Here is a 21,391-nt window from a genome sequence, read left to right on the forward strand (position 1 = left end):
GTCCCCCGGCTATTTGATACAGACCGCTCGCACCTGTGCGATATCGGTCAGGCCACCCAGCACTTTCTCGATGCCATCTTGCTTGAGCGTACGCATGCCATCTTCCAGCGCTCGACCAAGCAATTGCGGCACACGGGCCCGCTCCTGAATCAGCCGTTTCACTTCATCGGAGCCCACCAGCAATTCGTGCAGACCAACCCGACCCTTGTAGCCTGTGTTGCTGCACACATCGCAGCCAACGGCCTTGTAGAGCGTGAACTCGCCCTTGTCGTTGGCAAAGCGCTTGACCCAGTCCTTGTAGAGGCTCTCGTACGCGACCTTGGGGTCTTTCTGCCAGCTCTCGGTATTTTTGAGCTCTTCGCAGTATTCGGCCAGGATCAGTTTGATTTCGGACTGCGTGGCGGCATACGCCGTCTTGCAGCTGCAAAGCCGCTTCGCCAGGCGCTGCGCCAGAATGCCCAGTACCGCGTCGGCGAAATTGAACGGGTCCATGCCCATGTCCAACAGCCGGATGATCGATTCCGGCGCGCTGTTGGTATGCAAGGTGGCGAGCACCAGGTGACCGGTCAGCGAGGCTTCGATGCCAAGGCTGGTGGTTTCAGCATCGCGCATTTCGCCGACCATGATCACGTCCGGATCGGCCCGCAGGAAGGAGCGCATGATGCTGGCGAACGTCAGGCCTGCCTTCACGTTCACCTGCACTTGCCGCAGGCCCTTCTGGGTGATTTCCACCGGGTCTTCGGCGGTCCAGATCTTGGTTTCTACCGTATTGAGGTATTTGAGCACCGAGTGCAGTGTGGTGGTTTTGCCCGAACCGGTCGGCCCGCAGACGAAAAACAGGCCATAGGGCTTCGAGATCACGCTTTTGAGCGTTTCGAGGTTGTGCGGCGACAGCGCAAGTTTTTCCAGCGGCAAGGGCTCGCCGGCGGCAAGAATCCGCATCACCACATCTTCGACCCCGCCCGCGGTCGGGATGGTCGCCACCCGCAGTTCGATATCGAGACCAGGCACGTATTTCTTGAACTTGATCTTGCCGTCCTGCGGCTTGCGGCGCTCGGAGATATCCAGATCGCACATGATCTTGAGCCGCGTCACCAGCGGACTGCGGTAGCTGGCCGGCACATCGCGGTATTGCATCAGGCTGCCATCGCGGCGCAGGCGGATGCGGGTCTTCTCATTGCCGGGCGATGGTTCGATGTGGATATCGGATGCGCCGAGCTTGTGCGCTTCGACGATCAGCTGGTTGACGAGCTTGACCAGCTCGTTGTCCTGCGCGGCGGAGATGTCTTCGGCGGAGAGCGCTTCGATTTCGTCCTCGCCCATGGTGGACAACAAGGAGTCGATCGACTCTCCGCTGCCGCCTTGCGCCCCGAAAAACTGGTCGAGCGTCTGACGGAATTCCTGATCCGAACAGACGCGAAATTCCACCTTGCGGCCCGGAAAGACATGGCCGATGGTGTGACTGGCGCGGGACTTCTCGGGGTCGGAGCTGAGAATGATGATGCCGCTGGCATCGCCATCGATCGGCACCCATTCGTTCTCGGTCGCCAGCTCGCGTTTTACCAGCCGGATCAAATCCAGCGGTTTGATGCGATCCGGCTTGAACGGCTCATAGGGCACGCCATAGAACGAGGCCAGCGACGTACCCAGCGCGGCGGCCTTGATCTTGTAGTTATTGGTGAGGACCGCTTCCAGATCCTCGTGATTGCGTGCCGCTTCCTTGGCTGCGACTTGCATTGCTGCAGCCGTGATGGCACCACTGGCCACCAGGCCCTGGAACTTGCCGGTCGCCAGGAACGGAAAAGGTTGCTGGCGCTGGCGCAACGCCACCGCCAGCGTCTTGGACAGCAGCCGCACGCCTTCTTCGGCGAATACCCCAAACGGCACTTTGGGCACGTGGTTGATCAGCTGGACCACGCCGATCAGCGTGCCATCGGCCTCGGCCTGGATCGGCGCGACCAGCATTTCGCGGGTGCGATAGCCGGTCTGCTTGTCGACCGCCAGCAAGAACTGCAGCGTGCTGCTGTAATTCGCCAGCTCGCTCTGATCGTAGACATCCTGGATGTTGACCAGCCGCTTCTGGTTGGCCACGAAGCCGGCGATGCTTTTGTCGTTGATCGGGATGCGTAATTCCTTGAAGCCTTCCAGCCCGGTCTTGATGCGCGAGACGATTTCCCGGCCATCTTCGGAAGTCACATAGATCGACAAGCGCTCGGCGTGAAACACGCTGCACACATCCGGGCTGATCTCCAGCAGCAACTCATCCAGATTCGCCGTGGCGTGGATACGGTTGGTCAGCGCCTGCAATTGGCGCATGAATTCCAGTGCATGTTTTTGGTCGTGGGATTCAGCGTTCATGGATCAAAATTCCAGCACTTGGCCTTGTTTGAGGCGCGAAAACGAGCGGTGCCGGCCATCCCGCAGGATTTCCCGCATCGTGAGTCTGGCATCCGCCGGTTTCAGGTGGGTGACGAGGATTTCGGCATCCTGCTTGAAACCGTGGATGGCGTGGAGCATCGATGCGGGCGAGAAATGGCGCGACGCGCGAGCGATTTTTTCCTCGCGGTTGCTGAAGGCGGTTTCCAGAATCAGGTAGTCGAGCTTGGGGCCGGTGTTGACCGCATCCCAAAAAGCGGCGCAATCGGTCGAATCGCCGCTGAACGCGAGCGCCCCGCGCTTGCTTTCCAGCAAATAGCCCACGGCCGGTACGGTGTGCTTGGCCGGCAGCGCCGTCACCTTGCCACCCGGCACAGCGCGGGTTTCGCCCAGCTCCATGGTGGCAAATTGCAACACCGGCGCTTCCGCGCTTGGAATGGTGGTGAAGTCAGGCCAGACCCGCCAATTGAAGATATGGGTCTTGAGCACATCCAGCGTCTCGGTCGTGGCATGGACGGTAATCGGCATGGTGCGGCTGGACACCACGGTATCCAACAGCATCGGCAGGCAGGCGATGTGATCCAGATGCGCGTGCGTGAGGAACACGTGATCAATCAGCTGTAGCTGTTTGTAGCTCAGCGCAGAGAGCCCCGTGCCGGCGTCGATCAATACGGAGTCGTCGAGCAGGAAACATGTCGTCCTGTTCGCTCCGCCGATGCCGCCGCTGCAGCCGAGAATTCGTAGTCGCATGCTAGGTTTTCGATGTGTGGGCTATTTGATCGATCTGATGTATCGAATGATTGTCGATGGACGGCATGAGCCGGCCTCACTTGGATTCAGCAACGTGCACGCCATCCCAGTCATCGGGGGGTGGGTTCTTCCGGAAGCCGGCGATCCGCTCCAGGTACACCTTGAAAAGCTTGCTGTCCGGCGCGGCACGTTGCAGGTTCAACAGCTGCAGCTCAGCCAAATCCCATTCACGCGCCCGATAAAGGCGCAGCACCTCGCCAAACAACACGGCGCTTTTTTCCGCCGCGGCATCCGGCGTCACGCCAAGCGGCTCATAGATCGCCACGGCTTCATGACGACCAATGACGCGAATACGGTCGATTTCACGATAGATGATGCCGCGCGTAGCGTCGTGGGTTTCTTCGCCCACCAGCACGCCAACGCCGTAGTACTTGGTCTGCCCTTCCAGACGGGAGGCCAGATTCACCGCATCGCCCATCACGGTGTAGGCCATGCGGAATTGCGAACCCATGTCGCCCACGGTCATATGCCCGGTATTCACACCGACCCCGACACTGATCGGCGGCCAGTTGGCGGCGACCAGCTTCGGGTTGAGCGCGGCAATCGCCACCTGAATCTCCATCGCGGCCAGCACGGCGTTGGTGGCATGATCCGGGTCGTAAACCGGAGCGCCCCAGAACGCCATCACGCAGTCACCCATGTACTTGTCGATGGTGCCAAGCCGCTTGTGGCTGATCACGCTGGAAATCTCGGTCAGGAAGGTGTTCATGTAATTCGCCAGCTGATCGGCCGGCAACCCTTCCGAAATCTTGGTGAAACTGCGCACATCGGTGAACAGCGCCGTCAGCTGCCGGCTCTGGCCGACCATGGTGTATTTTTCCGGGTCCTCGCTCATCTTCTGCACGAGGGCTGGCACAACGTATTGGCCGAACAGCTTTGTAAACTGCCGTGACCGGCGGGAGACGAAGAAATAGCCATATGCCATGTTGAGCACATACAGCATCGCCACCAGCAGCAACGCATTGGCAAACGGCAAATCCAGCCGTGCATGCTGCCACAGCCACACGTTGCCGAACGCCAGCAGCGCGATCACGACGGCGCAGATTGAGGTCGCCACCAGGGGGGCTCGCGTCAGCAGCACCCAGATCACCAGTGGGCCGATGAAGAGCAGGAGCAGGAATTCCGCGCCCAGCAAGTAACCCGGTTTCTGCGGCAAGTTGCCATCGAGAATGCCGGCGATCATGTTGGCGTGCACTTCCACACCGGGGTAGGCCTCGCCCACCGGTGTCACCCGCAAATCCTTGAGGCCCGGTGCGGTGGTGCCCAGCAGCACGATCCGGTCGCGCAGCACGTCGGCCGGGACTTTGCCATCGAGCACGTCGATCACGGAAACATAAGGAAAGCTGCGTTCGCTGCCGCGATAGGGCACCAGCGCCCAACCGTGCGGATCGGTGGGCAGCTGGCGATCACCGAGCATGAAGCCTTCGAGTACTGGTTGGCCGGCTTCGGCGAGCAATGGCCGGAATGGCGGATCGCCCAGCGCCAGCCGCGCCAGCGCCAGCGATAGCGCCGGGTAATAGGCATCGCCAATCCGCGCCACCAAGGGTACGTGGCGGGTTTCGCCATCCGCATCAACGACCGGCACAAAGTGTCCGCCGTGTGGGGTTGCATCCTGCAGCACCGGCAGATTGGCGCCGTAATGCTGACCCGAGGTCAAATCATTCGCCACCGCAGCCAAAGCCGAGGCCCCCAGGATTGGCGGCGGCAATTGCCCGCTGGACACCGCGCCGGCTTCGTTACTGTAGTAAAAACCGGTGACGACACCGCGCTTGGTCAGCGCAGCGCCAAACAGATGATCGTTGTCGAGTTTGGGGGCCAACTTGGCCAGTTCAGCCGAGAATTCGGCATTGCCCTTGAAGGTGGTTTGCGCCAGTTGCTTGAGCACGGGCAAACCGGTGCTCTCGTCGGGCTCGGCGAACACCACGTCGAAGCCGGCGGCGCGGATGTGGTAGCGGTCGAACAGCGAATCCATCAGCGCCGCGAGCTTGCTGCGTTGCCACGGCCAATGCCCAAGCGCTGCCAGGCTCTTTTCGTCGATATCGACGATGACCACCCGCGGATCATGCCCGCCCGGCATCGCCAAGCGCAGGCGGACGTCGTACAGGTAGTCCTCGAGCCGTTCGATCGCCGGCAACCGCACGACGCCAACCACGTGCGCCAGCAACAGCACGATGCACACGCAGCTCATCAAGAGCTGCTGCCAATTTCGTGTGAGCCAGCGTTTCATCGCGGTCGCCGTCGATCGATCAGTGCGACACGGTCAATGGGTGAAGAACGCCATCTGCACCCCCAACAACTCGATGAGATCTTCCTCATTGAGCTGGCGCGCGGCATTGCCGATTTCCGTGCCGTTCACCCGCGGCGTGGTCGCACCTTCGACATGGGTGATGAAGTAGCCTTGCGGACGGCGCGTAATCACCGCCACCTGCACACCAGCTTTGCCGAGCGTGGTCAGATTCTTGGTCAGCGGCAATTCGCGGCCGGCATTGGCACCCGTCAACACCTTGACGACGCCGAGCTTGACCGGCTCGGCGGGTGCTTGCGGCGCAGCGGCCGCTTGTGGTGCCGCGGGTTGCTGCACGGGCTTGGGAGGCGCAGCGGCACCCCCCCCAGGTGGCGCACGCAACATCATGGTCTTTTCAAAATCGGTTCCTTCCGTCGCGCTGCCGGGCGCGTCTTGCGCCTCTTTCCAGAACTTGATCACGTATTTGCCGATGGTGACTTCATCGCCGTCTTGCAACAGCTGGCGCTTGACCGGGCTGCCGTTCAGGATCGTGCCGTTGGTGCTATCCAGGTCTTCAACGAAGACATCGCGTCCGACGGTGGTAATCGCCGCGTGCTCGCCTGACACCGCCAGATTGTCGATCTGCAGGTCGTTGTTGGCCCGCCGGCCGATGGTGAACCGGTCGCGGTTCAGGCGGAATTCCTTGATGACGTTGCCTTCCAGGCAGAGCAGTAATTTGGCCATTGATATTTTCTCGTCAGTTCTCAAAACCATTCACAAAGCCCGCGGCGCAGCGCTCCGGCCAGTCGGGTGAAGCAGTTGCTAGCTTAACCAGGCGGCCAGACGCGACCACAGCCCCCAATGCGCCGGGTATTCGCGCTTGATCGCCACCAGAATCACGGAAATATTGTCACGGCCGCCGTTGTCGTTGGCCTGTTGCACCAGTTGCCCCGCCGCCAGCGGCAGATTGCCGGACAGCGCCATCAGTTGTTCGCCCAACTCGCTGTCGTCCACCATATCGGACAGTCCGTCCGAACAAAAGAGATACACATCACCCGGTTGCGTTTCGAATTCTGACAATTCGACCTCAACGTCTTCTTCGATGCCCACTGCGCGCGTCACGAGATTCTTGTTCGCCGAATAGCGGGCTTCTTCGGGTGTGATCAGCCCGCTATCGATCTGCTCTTGCAGCAGCGAATGATCCCGCGTGAGCTGCATGAACTCCTCGCCGCGCATGCGGTAGAGCCGCGAATCGCCAACGTGCGCCACCAGGATGCGGTTATCGAAGAACACCCCCGCCACCAAGGTCGTGCCCATGCCGGCGCATTGCGGCTGGCTTTGTGCGGTGCCGTAAATGGAGACGTTCGCTTGCCGCACCGACTCCGCGAGCAAGTCATACGCAGCGGGCAAGGTGCGGCCACGCAAGGGGCGATGCGGCGGGTGCTGGCCCAGCAGCTCCCGCAGGTTGTGGCTGATCACCTCGACCGCGATGCCGCTGGCCACTTCACCAGCGTTATAGCCCCCCATGCCGTCCGCCAACACCACGAAGCCCGCTTCCGCGTCGAACCCGATCGCGTCCTCGTTGTGCTCACGCACCAAGCCAGGGTTGGTCAGGCCAGCGATTTCCAATGCTTGAATCAGGCTAACCATATTGTTTTCATCTAACCGTTGGTTCGTTTTTGAGCGTCTTCAATCAACCCGTCAACCCGCCGCGTCGCGTGCCTTGAGGCCCGTTTCCAGCTTGAGCAGTGCCGCAGCAAAATGGGCGCCGCTCTGGAAGCGGGTGTCGATGTTCTTTTGCAGTGCTTTCATGATAATCGCCGCCAACATGCCCGGCATCTTCGGGTTCAGAGTGCGCGGGTCGGTCGGGTCGGTATTGGCAATGCGATACATCAGCTCCGCCATCGAATCACCCGTGAACGGCAACGCACCAGCCGACAGCTGATACAGCATCACGCCCAGCGAAAAGAGATCGGAGCGGCCGTCGATCTTGTGACCGGACAACTGCTCCGGCGACATGTACGACGGCGTACCCAGCACCATGCCGGTCTTGGTCTTGGATGAATCGGTGATGCGCGCGATGCCGAAATCGGTGACTTTGACGGTCTTGGTTTCCGGTTCGTACATGATGTTGGCTGGCTTGATATCGCGATGCACCACGTTCTGCTTATGGGCGTAGTCAAGCGCATCGGCCACTTGCCGCACGATCGCCAGCACATCGAGCAGCGGCAGCAATTGGCCGGCCTTGATATAGGGCGTCAGATCACGCCCTTTGAGGAATTCCATCGCGATGTAACAGAGATCGTGTTCCTCGCCGGCATCGAAGATGGTGACGATATTCGGGTGGTTGAGCCGGCCGGCCGTCTCCGCCTCACGGAAGAAGCGCTCGCGCGCCTCCTGCAACATGTCTGCTTCGAACTCCTGCCCCAACGCCATGGTCTTGATTGCGACCACGCGGCCAATCTTGGGGTCGGTACCTTGATAGACCACGCCCATCGCGCCCTTGCCCAGCTCCTTCGTCACCTGGTAACGGCCCAGCATCGGCTTTTCCACTTCGCCACCCGCCAGCAATACGGTGCCGCCGGGGCTGGAACCGCCACCGCCGAGAATCACTGTCTCGGACAACTGCTGGGCGCGTTTGAGCTTCGCTTCCAGATCCTTGAACTTGGGATTGAAACCAGCCATGTAGCGGTAGACGTTTTCCGCTTTGTTGAACTGGCGCTTGCGCTCGAAATCCAGTGCCAGGTTGTAGAGGATCTCCAGCATGCCGTCGTCGAGCGGCACCTTGCGGAATTTGTCGAACGCCAGATCGAGCTGGCCTTGCCCCTGGAATGCCAAGCCGAGCATGCGGTTGGATTCAGCCGAATCAGCGGAGCTCTTTTGCTCCTTCTCTTCAGTCATCAGGTAGCGCTTGGTGGTCAACACGCCATGCCCGACCAGCAACAACAGACCCGGCCCCACCAGCGGCACCCATAGCATCGCTTGCGTCATCAACACGAAATGCGCGGCCACCAGCAGCAAGAACACACCGCCCGTGATCCCCGCCCCCGCGCCGGCCTTGAGTCGCGGCAATGCCACCGTCAGGTAGACGGCAACGAGCAAGGTGACGATCAGGCTGGCCAGCACCGCCCACCACGGCGACACGAAGTAGTGCTGCTCCAGCAAAGCGGACAAGGTATTCGCTGCCAGTAGCACTGGCGGCTCGGCAGCGGAGACCGGGGTGACCAGCGACGCGCCGACGCCCAGCGCAGTCGCGCCGATCAGCACGATCTTGCCGCGGTATTTCTCGACCGGAATCTTGCCGGCGTAAACGTCGTAGAAAGAATCGACCTGGAATGGCGATGCGCCGTCGGCCCCCCGGTAGAAGTACGGCCGGAAGGTCGCGTCCGGACTGATCGGGATATGCACGTTGCCCAGCGACAACGACTCACCCGGCACCAGCTTGATGTCCTTCGCTTTCAGATTCAGCCCGTAGGCCGCGCCCAGCAGCGGGTAGGTCGGGAAAATCTGGTCGTAATAGCGCACGGCAAGCGGAATCGTCCGCACCACGCCGTCAACGTCCGGCAGCTCCGCCTCGCCCGCCACGCCGATCGCCTTGCTGCCGATCTCCGGAATCGGCCAGACGGCGGCATTGACGGAAATGGGCCAACTATTGGCCGCATCGCGGCCGGCATCCAGCCGGGTCTTGCTGACAAAATCAGGCAGGGGCTTGTCTTGCGCGCCCTTGGATTCGCCGACCTGAAACAGCATCGGCAACATCACATTACCAGCGTGGGCAATGCTGTTGGCCAATTGCTTGTCGACATCCAGCGCAGCAATCGAGGCATTGAGTTCTTGTGGAAAATCAGCCGGAAACGAGGCGGCTTGGGCATCGACGCGTGTTTTGAGTTTTTGCAGCGCGACAAGGCCGCGATCTTTTTGCGGCTCGGTGAAGAAGATGGTGGAAGCGAGCACACGCGGCTGGGCTGCCGCGAGCTTGTCGATGAATTGGGCGTGGATTTCACGCGACCACGGCCAGCGACCAATGTTGTCGAGGCTTTGCTGATCGATGGCAATGATGGCGATCTTGTCGTTCGGCGTGCGCGAGGTCATGCGCACGCCTGCATCGTAGGCCCGGCTTTCGATGCCGGAGATAAGCGGCGTCAGCCACCACGCGGCCAGATAGACCGCGACGACGACCAGCCCGACCACCCAATCGCGCCGCCAGATTCCCCGTTTCATCCCCAATCCCATGGGTGCCGTTCACAAAAGCCCGCTGTCTGCGCATCGCAGGCCTGGCCAGCGGGCTTTTGTGAACGACATCCTGCTTTATTTAGATTCTTTAATTGATAGCTGATTTGTCAGCTTATTGGAGCTTGATTTAACAGGGTTTGTATTCGTTTGTCATGCGCGTCACACTCTGGACACATCAAGGGCCAGTGGCGAACAGCTTATGGAATATCCGCGTAGGGCAAACGGCGCTGAATGATCGCCGCCTTGCGCAATAATTTGCGGTCGCTGCGATGGTCATCGTAATAACGCGGATTGGGCACCATCGCCGCCAATTTGGCCGCTTGCCCCGTGCCAAGATTGGCAGCGCTGGTGTTGTAGTAGTGGCGTGCCGCAGCGTCTGCGCCGAATACGCCATTACCCCACTCGATCACGTTCAGATAAATCTCGAAGATGCGGCGCTTGTCGAGCAGGTGTTCGAGCATGACGGTGATGACTGCTTCCTCGGTCTTGCGCCAGGGCGTGCGGCCGGATGACAGGAACAGGTTCTTTGCCAGCTGCTGGCTGATGGTCGAACCGCCAGCCACGATGCGGCCTTTTTTCAGGTTTTTCTCCCACGCCACCTGAATACCTTCCCAATCGAAACCGTCGTGATCGAGGAACTTGGCGTCTTCACTCGCCACCAACGCCCGCTTGAGATTGGGCGAAATCTGGCCGTACGGCACCCATTTGTGATGCAGCTCTGCCTCCGGGTCTTCCTGCTGCAGCCGTGCCAATCCTTCCTCCATGAAGGCAGTGACGTCCGGGTTGTGATCGCGCCACCACCAGACGTGCAGGAAAATCCACAGGTTCCACAGCAACACGAACAGAACAAGCGCCAGCAGGATGCGGCCCACCCACCAGCCGACTGAATGCCTTGCCTTCGCCATAAGAATTTCGCCAATCAAAACAAGAGGAAACGGGGCGGATTATACCGGGCCGCAGGCATTGCGATTGATTTGCTTACAAGAAGCACTTCGTAGCCCGGACAGCTTGCTGGCCGGGGCCGCTGCATGTGAAGCAAGACCTTGCCGAGGGTTCATTGACATAACGCCCCCGGCCGGCAAAGCCGTCTCCGGGCTACCTGTCAAAGCGCTGCACGCAGGGCGGTGAGCACCGGCGCAATATCCGGGCGCTTGCCGGTCCACAACGCAAATGCCTCAGCGGCCTGGCCGACCAGCATGCCAAGCCCGTCAACGCGTGATGCCACGCCCGCTTCGCGCGCCTGCGCCAGAAACGGCGTTTCATCACGGCCGTACATCATGTCGTAGGCCAGTGCGCCGGACGCAAACACGCCGGATGGCAAGGGAATACGCTCGCCGCCAAGGCTGGCCGATGTGGCATTGATGACGATGTCGAACTCGTCGTACACCTCGTCAAAACCTACCCCGGTCAAAGGTCGCGTCACGCGACTGGCGAATTCGTCCGCTAGCGCAACGGCCTTGCTGGCGGTGCGATTGGCAATGGCAATCGCGGCAGGTTTTTGCTCCGCCAGCGGCAAGATCACCCCGCGCGCTGCGCCGCCCGCGCCAAGCAGCAGGATGCGTTTATCCACCAAGGTGGCGTGGCGCAGCACATCGGCCACCAACCCTGCGCCATCGGTGTTGTCGCCGAGCAGTTGGCCATCGTCCTGCCGTAACAGCGTATTCACCGCACCGGCCGCTTCGGCACGCGGCGTAAGCACGTCCGCCAATGCGAACGCCTGTTCCTTGAACGGTACGGTGACATTGCAGCCGCGACCGCCCTCGGACATGAATGCCCGGAGCGTGCCCTCGAACCCATCAAGCGGCGCAAACAGCCGCTCGTAGCTGAAATCGCTCAGGCCAAACTGGGCTGCGAACGCAGCATGGATTTGTGGGGACTTGCTGTGGGCAACCGGATTGCCGACGACGACATAGCGCATGGAAGGATTCAGATGAGGGGAAAACATGGAGGGATCGGGCTCGCAGCGTGATTCGCAGGCAAACGTACGAGCGGGGATGGCACTGCGGCAACGCGGCTCATGTCACCTTGTCGGCCGATTCGAGCAACGATTGTACGGCGCGCTCGAACAGCGGCGCGACCTCCAGCAAATGCGCCCGGCCGCTGGCCAGCATGCGCCGGAATACCTTGACGCTGATCACGGCCGGCTTGCGGCTCTCATCCATGGTCAGGATCAAGGTCTTGGCATCCGGGCTGACCCAGTTCAAGCGCGCCGGCGCCATCTTGCCGTCGAGGTTGATCTCGACGGTAACGCCGTTTTGCATGCGCAGCATCACTTCGTCGACAGCGACCTCGCTTTTCACGACTTCGGGGGGTGGGGTCTTGCCATCGTGATCGGCGTCGATCAGTTGATCGAACAGGTGTAGATCGGCCTCCAGCTCCTGGATCGCTTCGCCAAGGAAGCGGCTGTCGAGCACATGATGTTCCGGCGGCAGCTGCACCGGCATTTCACTGATCGGCTGGCTGAATACCGGCTCGAAGCGGTCATGCATCATCGAGAGCGGCGGCACCGGGGCCGGCACCTCGACGGGCCGCAGCGCGTCCTTGTGCGCATCGACCAGCCAGTGCACTAACTCCTGCTGCTGGGCGGTACTCCAGCCGATCATGGCCAGACCTTCCTGCAGCGAGGGCAGCAAGGATGGAATCAGCGCGAACAACTGCTTGCGGTCGTGCGGATCGACCTTGGGCGCGATGCTCCAAATCAGGTCTGGAATCAATAGCTTGTATTTCTCAGCCTGCCCGGGGTCGTCGCGCCCGGCGCGCTCGATGACCAGCGCCCAGGTGTTGACGAGGAAATCACGCAGATAGGGATCGAGCGTCAGGCCGGACAAGCCATCGGCGATCATGGCCGTGGTGCGGGCGAATTGCAGCGTGCGGCTTTCGGCGTTTTCCAGTACCTGCACCGCGCGATCGACTTGCGCATCGGCCATGCGCAGCTCGTGCGCGATAAAGGCATCCAGCTCGTCCAGCATGGCGGTGAACAGCGAGACATTTTCGGTCGGCTCGGCCAGTAAGGTCTCGATGATCTTGCGGATTTCCTCCACCACGCGCTCGCCGCTCGGGTCGACTTTTTGCAGGCCGGCCGAAATCGTCCCGATCCGGTTCACCAGCATCCGCGCCGGGTGGTTCTTGTGCGAGAACAGGTCCGGATCGAGCAAGGCGATCTTCAACACCAGGAACTGCAGCCGCCCCAGCTGGGCCCGGACTTCAGCCGGGACTTGCCCATCGCGCAGGATGAACTCGAACAGCATGCCGACGATGTCGATGATCATCTGCTCGTTGCTATCGCCCGCCAGACCGCTGAGCCGGGGTCGCTCTTCCAGGATCAGGTTACGCACCGCGCCATCGTCGCTGACCATGGCGATCCGGCCAGCCGCACTGACCTGTTGCAACTCCTGCACGATATTGACCAGCGGCGATGACTCAGCCAAAGCGCCGGACATACCGGCCATAAACGAACCGGTCTGGTTCGGTGCCAGCGGGGACGGCTCGGAGGACAGCCGCTGCGCGCCGGAAAAAAAGCTGCGCAACACACCGCCAACCGAATGAGCCCCGCTCAGCCAGCCCGTCTTGGGCTTATCGGCCCCTGCCGGTGGCACACCCGCCTGGAAGGCACCGGTCGAGTTCAACGCCTGCGCCAGTTGCGCCAACACGGCCGGATCAAACGGGGCACCCCCGCCTGCTTCGGGCGATCCCCCTCCCCCGGTTTGCGGCCCGGCCGCGCCGGGGCTCTGCACCATGCGAATCAGCGACTCCACCCGGCCTTGCCCGGCCAGTGCCTGGCTGAATTGCGCCAGATTGGGTGCGACAACACCGCCGCCCCCCCCTGTGCCATCACCTTGGGCAACGCCACCTGGAAAGCCACCACCTTGAAAGCCCCCCCCTGCGCCGCCCGCATCGAAGCCTGCGTCGCCTTCTCCACCCGGCGCAGCTGCCTCAGCCGTTGCCGCGCCTGCCGACGCGCCAGCGCCCCCGCCACGCGGCGAAGGCATTTTCTTGACCTTGAGCTGCAGCTCGGCCGCGATACCCCGCTGTGCCAGCAAGGCATTCAATCGTTCGTAGATGTAGCCGATCCGGTCGACCAGGGCGAAGGCCAGATGTTCGGTCAACAGGAAGGCCGTCTCAGGCGATTCGGATAGCCCTTCGGCCACGGTGGCGATGCAGCGCGAGAACAGATAAGGACGGAACGGGTTTTCGCGTTCCTTGATGTTTTCCTGTTCGAACAACAACGCCACGCGAATATTCAGATCACGCAGCGGCTCTTCCGCCGCCGCCCTAAAGCGGTTGGTCAGCGTATCGAGGCGGATCTCGCCTTCAACGGTGGACACGTCGATCAGGGACAGGGACAAGGTGCTGCTGGCAATGGTGTCGGAGAACGAGGGGCGAAACGTGCTGTAGGCGGTCTGGAAACTGCGGTTCAGCAACCGCTCCATGCCATCGTATAGCTGGCGGTTCAAATCCTGGCCAGCCGTCAGCAGCACGGTGCGCGCATCGAGCAGCTTGTGCTGATCCGCCATCGAGCCGGCATGGTCGGCGCGCTCGAACAGGCTCTGCACGCAGCGCTCAGTCAATCCATTCAGCTCGGCGGCAAACGCACGCAGGAATTCGCTGCGTGTCGCAGCCAGCAAATCGTTCCGATCCATATTGCTCCCAACTCTATCGCCGTCATCCAGATATCGCGCATTTCAGCGCAACGTGCCGGATCGAGCACTGTAATACGTGCATTTTAGAGCAGTTTCGTTTGACGAAAATCGAAAGCACTTCCATCCCCATCGCGGGCGCGCATGAACCAACCCACTTACTTGGCATGACTGCAAGCAAACAGCGACAGTGATTCACCCTTTTTACTTCACAGACTGCCACGTAGCACCCTTTTTAAACTGGACCGACCCATCTAACCCCGACACGCCGGGCCATCCAGTCAGCCGCTCAGGCTGTACTGCCCAGGAGAAAACCCCATGCGCATTATTGGATTGGCGGACGATCACCCCGTCATCATGGATGCCCTGCAAGCGACGCTGGCTGCCGCGAACGAATGCTGCGTCGCCTTCAAGGCGCGCACCGGCGAGCAATTGCTGAAGGCGTTGAACGCCCAGCCTTGCAGCATCGTGATCACCGACTACTCGATGAACCAGGGCGCACTCGGCGGTGATGGCCTCGCCATGATCGAACGGGTACGACGCCTGCATCCCGAGGTGAAGATCATTGTTTTCACCATGCTCTCCAATCCCGCTTTATTGCAGCGGCTGAGCAAACTGGGCGTGCATGCGCTGGTCAGCAAGAACGATGAGATGAGCGAGGTGGTGACGGCGATCCGCAAGATCGAGGGCGGCAGCAAAGAGGCTTATGCCTCGCCAAGCATGCGCAACTGGCTGGCCGACAGCCAGGCGCAACACCGCCCGAATCAACCCGTGGCCCTGCTCACCCAGCGCGAACTGGAAGTCGTCCGGCTATTTGCGCAGGGCAACACCTTGCAGGACATCTCCGCCAATCTCGGCCGGGCCGTCACCACCGTGGCCACCCACAAGCAGAACGCCATGCAAAAGCTCGGCATCGCCAGCAATGCGGATTTGATTTGCTACGCCTACGAGGTCGGCATTGTTTAGTCCGATCAAAGCCCTCTGCTGCGGCTTGCTTGGCGCACTGATCGCCACCAGCGCCTTGGCCACCGTTGCCACAATTCCGCCGCTGCTATCGCTCAACAGCCAGATCGCCCCCACGCGCTTTCAGGTCGACCTCGCCCCGAGCGATATCGCCTGGTTGCGGCAACGCGGGCATCTGGTGGTCGGCATGTGGGGCGACGACTACGCGCCAATCCAGTTCCGGGCGGGCAATGGTGCCGTGGTCGGCATCGCTGCCGACTATCTGATCCTGCTCGGCAATGCCTTGCAGATACCGGTGCGTGTGCGCTGGTTTGCGGATCGGCAAGCCGCCTACGCCGCCTTGGCCGATCACCAGATCGATCTATTGAGCACCCAGAGCAGCGACACCGAACGATTGTCGCCGCAAGTCTCAAGCGAACCCTATTTGCAAATCCCGCTCGCCATCGTGCGCCGTGCCGGTCCTGTTTCGACCGATGAAGAGACACCGGCCGGGCGGGCCAGCGTGGTCGAGGAAGCCCCGGCCGCGCTGGCATTCGCCAAGCAAGCGCCAGACACCACCGTCCCCCCCCAGCATTCCTTGTTCAAGGCGCTGGAAGCCGTGGCGCTGGAGCGGGCCGATTACTTCGTCGGCGATGCGATCTCCGCCAGTTATTACGTCGAGCAAAACCTGTTTCTCAATCTGCGCGTCTCCCGCCTCGAACGCGCCGAGACGACGTTCTCCTTCCTCACCGCCAACGACGAGTCGCAACTGGATCAGATCATTGCCGAGGGGCTGGATGCCATTCCCTCATGGATGCGCGCCAACATCCTGCGCCGCTGGGCGTCCGGCATCGCACTGGATACGGAAGAGAACAAACTCGCGCTCACTGACCATGAACGGGAATGGATTGCTCGCCACCCTGTCGTGCGTGTGGGCGTCGATACAGCCGACGCCCCCTACACCTTTATCGATTCCGCCGGCGAATTCGCCGGGATGTACGCCGATTTGCTCAAGGTCATCAGCCGACGTACCGGGCTGCGTTTCGAGGTGGTGCCGCACGAAACGATCAGCGCGCTGGAAAGTGACTTGCGCGACGGGCGCGCTGATCTGGCCACCACCTTGCTAGATACCCCCGAACGGCGGCTATTCATGGCATTTTCAGTCGACGTGGCCCCGATGGCGTGGGCCATCGTCGCCAGCAGTGACGACCCAGGTATCGACAGCCTGGAAAGCCTGCGCGGCAAGCGGCTGGCCATCGTGCAAGGGCATGGCCTCGCGCCACAACTGCGCGCCCGCTATCCAGGCATTCAGCTGGTATTCACCCGCACGGCCGCCGATGGCATGGACATGGTGGTGCGCGGCAAGGCCGATGCGACGCTGCAAAGCATGGCCGCCGCCAGTTATGCCATCGAACGGCATTTCGACGACAAGCCGCTGCACGTTGCGGCAACCGCGTTCGAGCAGCCCTATCAGGCCCGTTTCGGCGTCACGGCAACCGCCCCGGAATTGCTGGGCATCATCAACAAAGCGCTGCTGAGCATGTCTCCCAGCGAGCGCGCCGTCATCTCCGCCAAGTGGCTGGCGCACATCAATTACCCCACCAGCACCTGGGAGCGCCTGCGCCGAACGCTCTTCCCATACCTACCGTGGGCACTGGGACTGGCGGCCTTGATCGTGGCCTGGAACAGCCTGCTGCAGTACCAGATTCGCCGCCGCAAACAACTGGAACGCGAGCTGCGCCAGGCCAAGGACGAAGCCGAGCGTGCGAGCACCGAGAAAAGCAATTTCCTGGCGGTGATGAGCCACGAAATCCGCACGCCGATGAGCGCCGTGGTCGGCTTGCTGGAAATGGCGAATCGGAACAGCCGGGCCGGGATAACGGATCACGAAGCGCTGGCACTGGCCGAAACCTCGGCCAAGAGCCTGCTGGATATCGTCGGCGGCATCCTGGACGTCCGCAAGATCGAGGCGGGTGAACTGGCGCTCTCCCCACGCGCCGTGCATTTGCCAGAGCTGGTGAGTAACACCGTCTACCTGTTCGAGCAAGCCGCGCAGGGAAAAGGCATCCGCCTCATTTGCACCGTGGCAGCGGATATCGCCGAATGGGTCTGGATCGACCCGGTGCGCGCCAAACAGATCTTCCACAACCTGCTCTCGAATGCGGTCAAGTTCACCACACACGGCGAGATCACACTGCAAGCGTGGGTAGAGCCGATGCCCGACGAGGCTGGCCAATGGGTGCGATTCGACGTGCGCGATACCGGTACCGGCATTGCAGCGACCGATCTGCCGACCATTTTCGAGCCGTTCAAGCAAGCCTCGTCTCCACAGGCGCATATGGGCTCCGGGCTGGGGCTGAATATCGTCAAGCGCCTCGCTGAACTGATGGGCGGGCATGCCACGATTGCCAGCCAACAGGGGGCCGGCACCACGGTAAGCGTCGTACTGCCTTGTCCGGTGGCGGCAGAAAACCAATTGCAGCTAGCACAGACGTGGTTCGCCACCGCGCCGCTGCGCATCCTGGTTGTGGACGACCATCCGGTGAACCTCAAGGTGATGGGTAGCCAGTTGAGCTGGCTCGGTTATGCGCCGATCTGCGTCGGCAACGCCATCGGTGCCTTGCAGCACTACGGTGAAGGTGTGGACCTGATCCTCACCGATTGCCAGATGCCCGGCATGAGCGGGCTGGAGCTCACCCGCCGCATCCGCGCGCAGGAAGCATGCGAAGGGAGGCCGCGTATCCCGGTGATCGGCTACACCGCCAACGCGCTACCGGAAGAACACCAGAAATGCCGCGCTGCCGGCATGGATGACGTGCTGGTGAAACCGGTTGAACTGGTGCGCATCAGCCAGGTGCTGGCAGATTGGTTTCCCGATCAGGTGACGATCCGTACCGATGCCGCGCCCATTGCGCCGCCTGACCTGTCATCGCTACAGCAGGACTTGGCCGCGAGCCTGCGTGCGGACTGCGCCGAGCTGGCAACCGCCGTTGCAACCGTCGCCCGCAGTGACATTGCCGCCATCGCCCACCGCATTCGTGGCGCGGTGGCCTGCGTGGTCAAAGATGCCGATGTCGATCAAGCCTGCGTGGTGCTGGAAATGCTGTCGCAACGAGCAGAACATGCCGCGCTGGAAAAACAGCAGGTGCGGTTGATGCAGGCGTTGCAACCGTACTTGATGGATTGATCACGCTATTTCGCCCCCTCTCCCTCTATTACTGGGCAAGGCAAAGCCTTGCACGCTAGGGCGAGAGGAGAAAAGCCTTCGCCCCCCCAATCTCGAATTTGTTCGATGTTCGCTCGAAAGCCCCTTTGGCAAAGTACGGGTCAGCAGCCAACGCGCTGAATCAACCCCTCACCAACCCAAAGGAAAACATCATGAAAAAGACCCTCATCGCCGCCGCCGTCATCCCGTTCAGCATGCTGATCGCCTCCACCGCTTTTGCCGGCACGAACTCCTGCGAAACCAAGATTGCAGTGATTCAGTCGCAAATCGAAGTGGCCAAGCAATTCGGCCACACCGCCAAGGCCGCAGGGCTGCAAGCCTCGCTGGCAGAAGCCCAAGCCAATTGCACACCGGAAGGCCAAAAGACCCGCGCCGAACGCAAGGTGGCCGACAAGCAGGAAGACGTTCGCCACGTGCAAGCTGAAATCACCAACGCTGAAGGCGAACTGCGTGAAGCCAAGGCCAACGGCAAAGCGATTCAGACAGCATCCTGTTCGACAGCCTGCCGTTCAACGGCGTGCAGTTGCAGTCCGAGGATGAATTGCTGCCTGACCACCTGCACACCTATGCGCCCGTGGTACGCGGTATCGCCCAGAGCAATGCCGAAATCTCGGTGCGGCAGGACGGCATCCTGTTCTATCGCACGTCCATTGCACCCGGCCCGTTCGAGCTGACCGACATCCGGCCGCCCAGTAGCAGCGGCGATATCGAAGTCACCGTGCGTGAAGCAGATGGCGACGAGCGTGTGTTCATCGTGCCCTACGCCGCCATGCCGCTACTGACGCAGCGCGGCGTGTGGAAGTACGCGCTGACCGCCGGCCGTTACCGCCCCCCCAGTTACGAAGACGACATGGCAAGCCCCGATTTCGTGCAAGCCACGTTAGGGTATGGCCTGCCGCTGAAACTGAGCACCTTCGTCGGCGTACTGGCCGCGCGGGATTACCAAAGCGAAGCGGCCGGCATCGGCTGGGATCTGGACGCCTTCGGCGCGGTGTCGGTCGACTTGACACGCTCCCGTCTCAAAACACACATCGCCGATCCCATCGGCAAGCGCTGGCGTGTGCGCTACGCCAAGTCGTTCCCAGGCACAGGCAGCGGGTTGAGTATCGATTTCCAGCGCTTCACGGGTGGGCGCTTTCGCACACTGGAGGACATGCTGCAGCGCGATACGGAGATCGCGTTCTACGGCAACCTCTTCAGCGAGTTTTACGATGGGGACGAATGGATGGCCATGTTGCCGCCAGAAGTATCACCGGCCAGCCGGCTGGCGCTGACCTTCAAGCAATCGTTCAGCGATGCGGGCAATCTGTATGCCACCGTGGTCGGCCGGCGGTTTCAGGGTGACTATCCCGACCGGATCAGTGCCCAAATCGGCATGAACTGGTCGGGCGACAAGTTCGACATCGATTTGCAAGCATCCGCGACGCAACGCGGTACTCGGCGCAATCACGCCTTTCTGGTCAGCTTGTCGATTCCGCTGGAGACCGCCAAATTGCCTGGCACCTTGCGCTATGAGACCTCGCTTGCGAAGTCGGACGAGCGCGTGGTGTCCTGGAGTAATCGGCTATCCGGATCAGCACTGGAAGACGCCCGCCTCACCTACAACCTCAGCCAGGAGCGATCTCGCGAGGAAGGCGCGCAAACCAGCGTTTTTGCCGCCTATCAGGCTGATGCAGGCCGGCTGCAAGCCGGTTATGAACAAGGGCGGGATAGTCGCGGGCAGAGCTACAGCAAGCGCAGTGTGGACATAGCAGGCAGTGTGGTGGCTTATGCAGGCGGCGTGGTATTCGGCCAATCACTGGGCGACACGATTGCCCTCGTCGACGCGCCGGGCTATCCCAACGTGCTCGCCGAGGGACAACTCGCCAATCGCACCGATGCCAGCGGCAAAACGATCATCCCTTATCTGACGCCCTACCGGCTCAATCGCATCGGACTGGATAGCGCGGACGTCGACGAGACGCTGGACTTCAAATCTTTGACGCGCGAAACCGCGCCCACCGCTGGCGCGATCATCTACGCGCCGATCCAGCCTCGGGCAACGGCGCCACAGTGATTCAACGTGGCACTTAGGGCCTGTTTAAGATCTTTGAGAAGTCGATTCAGGGAAAAGATGCGGCGCAATGCCCTGCGGGGATTGCGCCCTACATAGAAGACGTCACGTTTTGTCGCGATGGTGGCGCTGCGGGTTTTCCTCCCCTTTCGCTAAGCGCCGAGGGAGTGTCCGCGAGACCTTAGGCTCGCGACCGACCGAGGGTAGCCTGGAAGGCCGCCCAGCGGGGGTCGCCTTTAGGGTGGAGGGGGCTTTGGCGAGACAAAGTCCCTTCCCCGGCCGCGGGACGGATTCCCGCTGTAACGCTTTTAGCCGCGCCGCAGGCGCATAACCAAAAAGATTGCAAACAAGGCGCTAGCCCTGCACCCACGGCAGCCCAGCCGCTTTCCAGCCATTGACGCTGTTACGGTGCTGTCTACCATCCTTGTCGCCCTCGAAGCCTTCAAGGATGTTGAATGCCTCGCTGTAGCCGTGTTGCGCGGCCAATGTGGCGGCGTCGTGGCTGCGTGCACCGGAACGGCACAAGAACAGCACCACGTTTTGCGGATCGACCTGTTGCTTCAGCTGGCTCAGAAAATCCGGATTCAGCTGCATGCCCGGGTAACGCTTCCACTCAATCTGGGCCGAGCCCGGAATCGTGCCGACGAATTGCCATTCCGCATGCGTGCGCACGTCGACGATTTTTGCGCCCATCTGGGCGACCAGCTCCTGCGCCTCGGTGGGCGTGACTGCGCCGGAATAAGGCAGGCCAAGCTCTGCCGCACGCTGGCGGGCGGTTTGCAGGATGGTATTGGTGCGGCTCATGACTTGAATCTCCCTATCGATCTTCAAATTTTCTTCCTCGACGCCACGCAAGGCAATGCGTATCGCAAATGGGGAGCCGCGCGCGT

The 21,391-nt window shown here is 61.4% G+C and carries 13 protein-coding genes and 1 pseudogene; 4 read left to right on the plus strand and 10 right to left on the minus strand.

Annotation, left to right across the window (positions count from 1 at the left end; genetic code table 11):
- Positions 1 to 9: 9 nt before the first annotated feature.
- The 9 genes from BR41_RS19025 to BR41_RS19065 all read right to left on the minus strand — a co-directional run bounded on the left by BR41_RS19025 (position 10) and on the right by BR41_RS19065 (position 14,283).
- Entirely contained in the window at positions 10 to 2,358 is a 2,349-nt protein-coding gene (locus tag BR41_RS19025) for a GspE/PulE family protein (protein WP_035060216.1), read from the minus strand.
- 3 nt (positions 2,359 to 2,361) lie between these two features.
- Positions 2,362 to 3,126, minus strand: coding sequence for an MBL fold metallo-hydrolase (locus tag BR41_RS19030; RefSeq protein ID WP_035060218.1), 765 nt, complete (start codon positions 3,124 to 3,126; stop codon positions 2,362 to 2,364).
- Between the two features lie 76 nt (positions 3,127 to 3,202).
- Positions 3,203 to 5,413 (minus strand): CHASE2 domain-containing protein, encoded by a 2,211-nt coding sequence (locus BR41_RS19035; protein WP_035060220.1) that lies wholly within the window; start codon positions 5,411 to 5,413, stop codon positions 3,203 to 3,205.
- A 33-nt stretch (positions 5,414 to 5,446) separates the two neighbouring features.
- Positions 5,447 to 6,154 carry an FHA domain-containing protein gene (locus BR41_RS19040; RefSeq protein WP_035060221.1) on the minus strand — a complete coding sequence of 236 codons (708 nt, stop codon included), beginning with the start codon at positions 6,152 to 6,154 and terminating at the stop codon, positions 5,447 to 5,449.
- A 78-nt stretch (positions 6,155 to 6,232) separates the two neighbouring features.
- Positions 6,233 to 7,060, minus strand: a complete 828-nt coding sequence (locus BR41_RS19045) for a Stp1/IreP family PP2C-type Ser/Thr phosphatase (protein WP_051711373.1) — start codon at positions 7,058 to 7,060, stop codon at positions 6,233 to 6,235.
- 51 nt (positions 7,061 to 7,111) lie between these two features.
- On the minus strand, positions 7,112 to 9,631 hold the full coding sequence (locus BR41_RS19050) for a CHASE2 domain-containing serine/threonine-protein kinase (protein WP_211251810.1): 2,520 nt from the start codon (positions 9,629 to 9,631) through the stop codon (positions 7,112 to 7,114).
- A 209-nt stretch (positions 9,632 to 9,840) separates the two neighbouring features.
- A complete protein-coding gene (mtgA, locus tag BR41_RS19055; RefSeq protein ID WP_051711377.1) occupies positions 9,841 to 10,548 on the minus strand; it encodes a monofunctional biosynthetic peptidoglycan transglycosylase in 708 nt (235 codons plus the stop codon).
- 197 nt (positions 10,549 to 10,745) lie between these two features.
- Positions 10,746 to 11,588, minus strand: a complete 843-nt coding sequence (gene aroE / locus BR41_RS19060) for a shikimate dehydrogenase (protein ID WP_245615994.1) — start codon at positions 11,586 to 11,588, stop codon at positions 10,746 to 10,748.
- Positions 11,589 to 11,658: 70 nt separating this feature from the next.
- Entirely contained in the window at positions 11,659 to 14,283 is a 2,625-nt protein-coding gene (locus tag BR41_RS19065; RefSeq protein ID WP_035060226.1) for a DUF1631 family protein, read from the minus strand.
- A gap of 315 nt (positions 14,284 to 14,598) precedes the next feature.
- Between BR41_RS19065 and BR41_RS19070 the strand changes: the two genes are divergently transcribed.
- The 4 genes and pseudogenes from BR41_RS19070 to BR41_RS19085 all read left to right on the plus strand — a co-directional run bounded on the left by BR41_RS19070 (position 14,599) and on the right by BR41_RS19085 (position 20,504).
- Complete coding sequence (locus BR41_RS19070) at positions 14,599 to 15,246, plus strand: response regulator (RefSeq protein WP_035060228.1); 648 nt, start codon at positions 14,599 to 14,601, stop codon at positions 15,244 to 15,246.
- A complete protein-coding gene (locus BR41_RS19075; RefSeq protein WP_035060231.1) occupies positions 15,239 to 18,409 on the plus strand; it encodes an ATP-binding protein in 3,171 nt (1,056 codons plus the stop codon). Before BR41_RS19070 ends, BR41_RS19075 begins: the two co-directional genes overlap by 8 nt.
- A 233-nt stretch (positions 18,410 to 18,642) precedes the next feature.
- Positions 18,643 to 18,900 (plus strand): annotated as a pseudogene (locus BR41_RS25300) (DUF1090 family protein); the annotation flags it as partial.
- A 65-nt stretch (positions 18,901 to 18,965) separates the two neighbouring features.
- Positions 18,966 to 20,504 (plus strand): fimbria/pilus outer membrane usher protein, encoded by a 1,539-nt coding sequence (locus BR41_RS19085; protein ID WP_245615996.1) that lies wholly within the window; start codon positions 18,966 to 18,968, stop codon positions 20,502 to 20,504.
- Between the two features lie 351 nt (positions 20,505 to 20,855).
- Here the strand turns inward: BR41_RS19085 and BR41_RS19090 are convergent, their stop codons facing one another.
- On the minus strand, positions 20,856 to 21,305 hold the full coding sequence (locus BR41_RS19090) for a rhodanese-like domain-containing protein (protein ID WP_035060267.1): 450 nt from the start codon (positions 21,303 to 21,305) through the stop codon (positions 20,856 to 20,858).
- Positions 21,306 to 21,391: the final 86 nt, after the last annotated feature.

The organism is Andreprevotia chitinilytica DSM 18519 (genome assembly GCF_000711875.1).
Taxonomy (GTDB): domain Bacteria; phylum Pseudomonadota; class Gammaproteobacteria; order Burkholderiales; family Chitinibacteraceae; genus Andreprevotia; species Andreprevotia chitinilytica.

Excerpts from the sequence above, each read along its gene's own strand:
- BR41_RS19030 (WP_035060218.1), bottom strand. The coding sequence starts at position 3,126 with ATGCGACTACGAATTCTCGGCTGCAGCGGCGGCATCGGCGGAGCGAAC.
- BR41_RS19035 (WP_035060220.1), bottom strand. The coding sequence starts at position 5,413 with ATGAAACGCTGGCTCACACGAAATTGGCAGCAGCTCTTGATGAGCTGC.
- BR41_RS19045 (WP_051711373.1), bottom strand. The coding sequence starts at position 7,060 with ATGGTTAGCCTGATTCAAGCATTGGAAATCGCTGGCCTGACCAACCCT.
- BR41_RS19065 (WP_035060226.1), bottom strand. The coding sequence starts at position 14,283 with ATGGATCGGAACGATTTGCTGGCTGCGACACGCAGCGAATTCCTGCGT.
- mtgA (WP_051711377.1), bottom strand. The coding sequence starts at position 10,548 with ATGGCGAAGGCAAGGCATTCAGTCGGCTGGTGGGTGGGCCGCATCCTG.
- BR41_RS19040 (WP_035060221.1), bottom strand. The coding sequence starts at position 6,154 with ATGGCCAAATTACTGCTCTGCCTGGAAGGCAACGTCATCAAGGAATTC.
- aroE (WP_245615994.1), bottom strand. The coding sequence starts at position 11,588 with ATGTTTTCCCCTCATCTGAATCCTTCCATGCGCTATGTCGTCGTCGGC.
- BR41_RS19025 (WP_035060216.1), bottom strand. The coding sequence starts at position 2,358 with ATGAACGCTGAATCCCACGACCAAAAACATGCACTGGAATTCATGCGC.
- BR41_RS19090 (WP_035060267.1), bottom strand. The coding sequence starts at position 21,305 with ATGAGCCGCACCAATACCATCCTGCAAACCGCCCGCCAGCGTGCGGCA.
- BR41_RS19070 (WP_035060228.1), top strand. The coding sequence starts at position 14,599 with ATGCGCATTATTGGATTGGCGGACGATCACCCCGTCATCATGGATGCC.
- BR41_RS19050 (WP_211251810.1), bottom strand. The coding sequence starts at position 9,631 with ATGAAACGGGGAATCTGGCGGCGCGATTGGGTGGTCGGGCTGGTCGTC.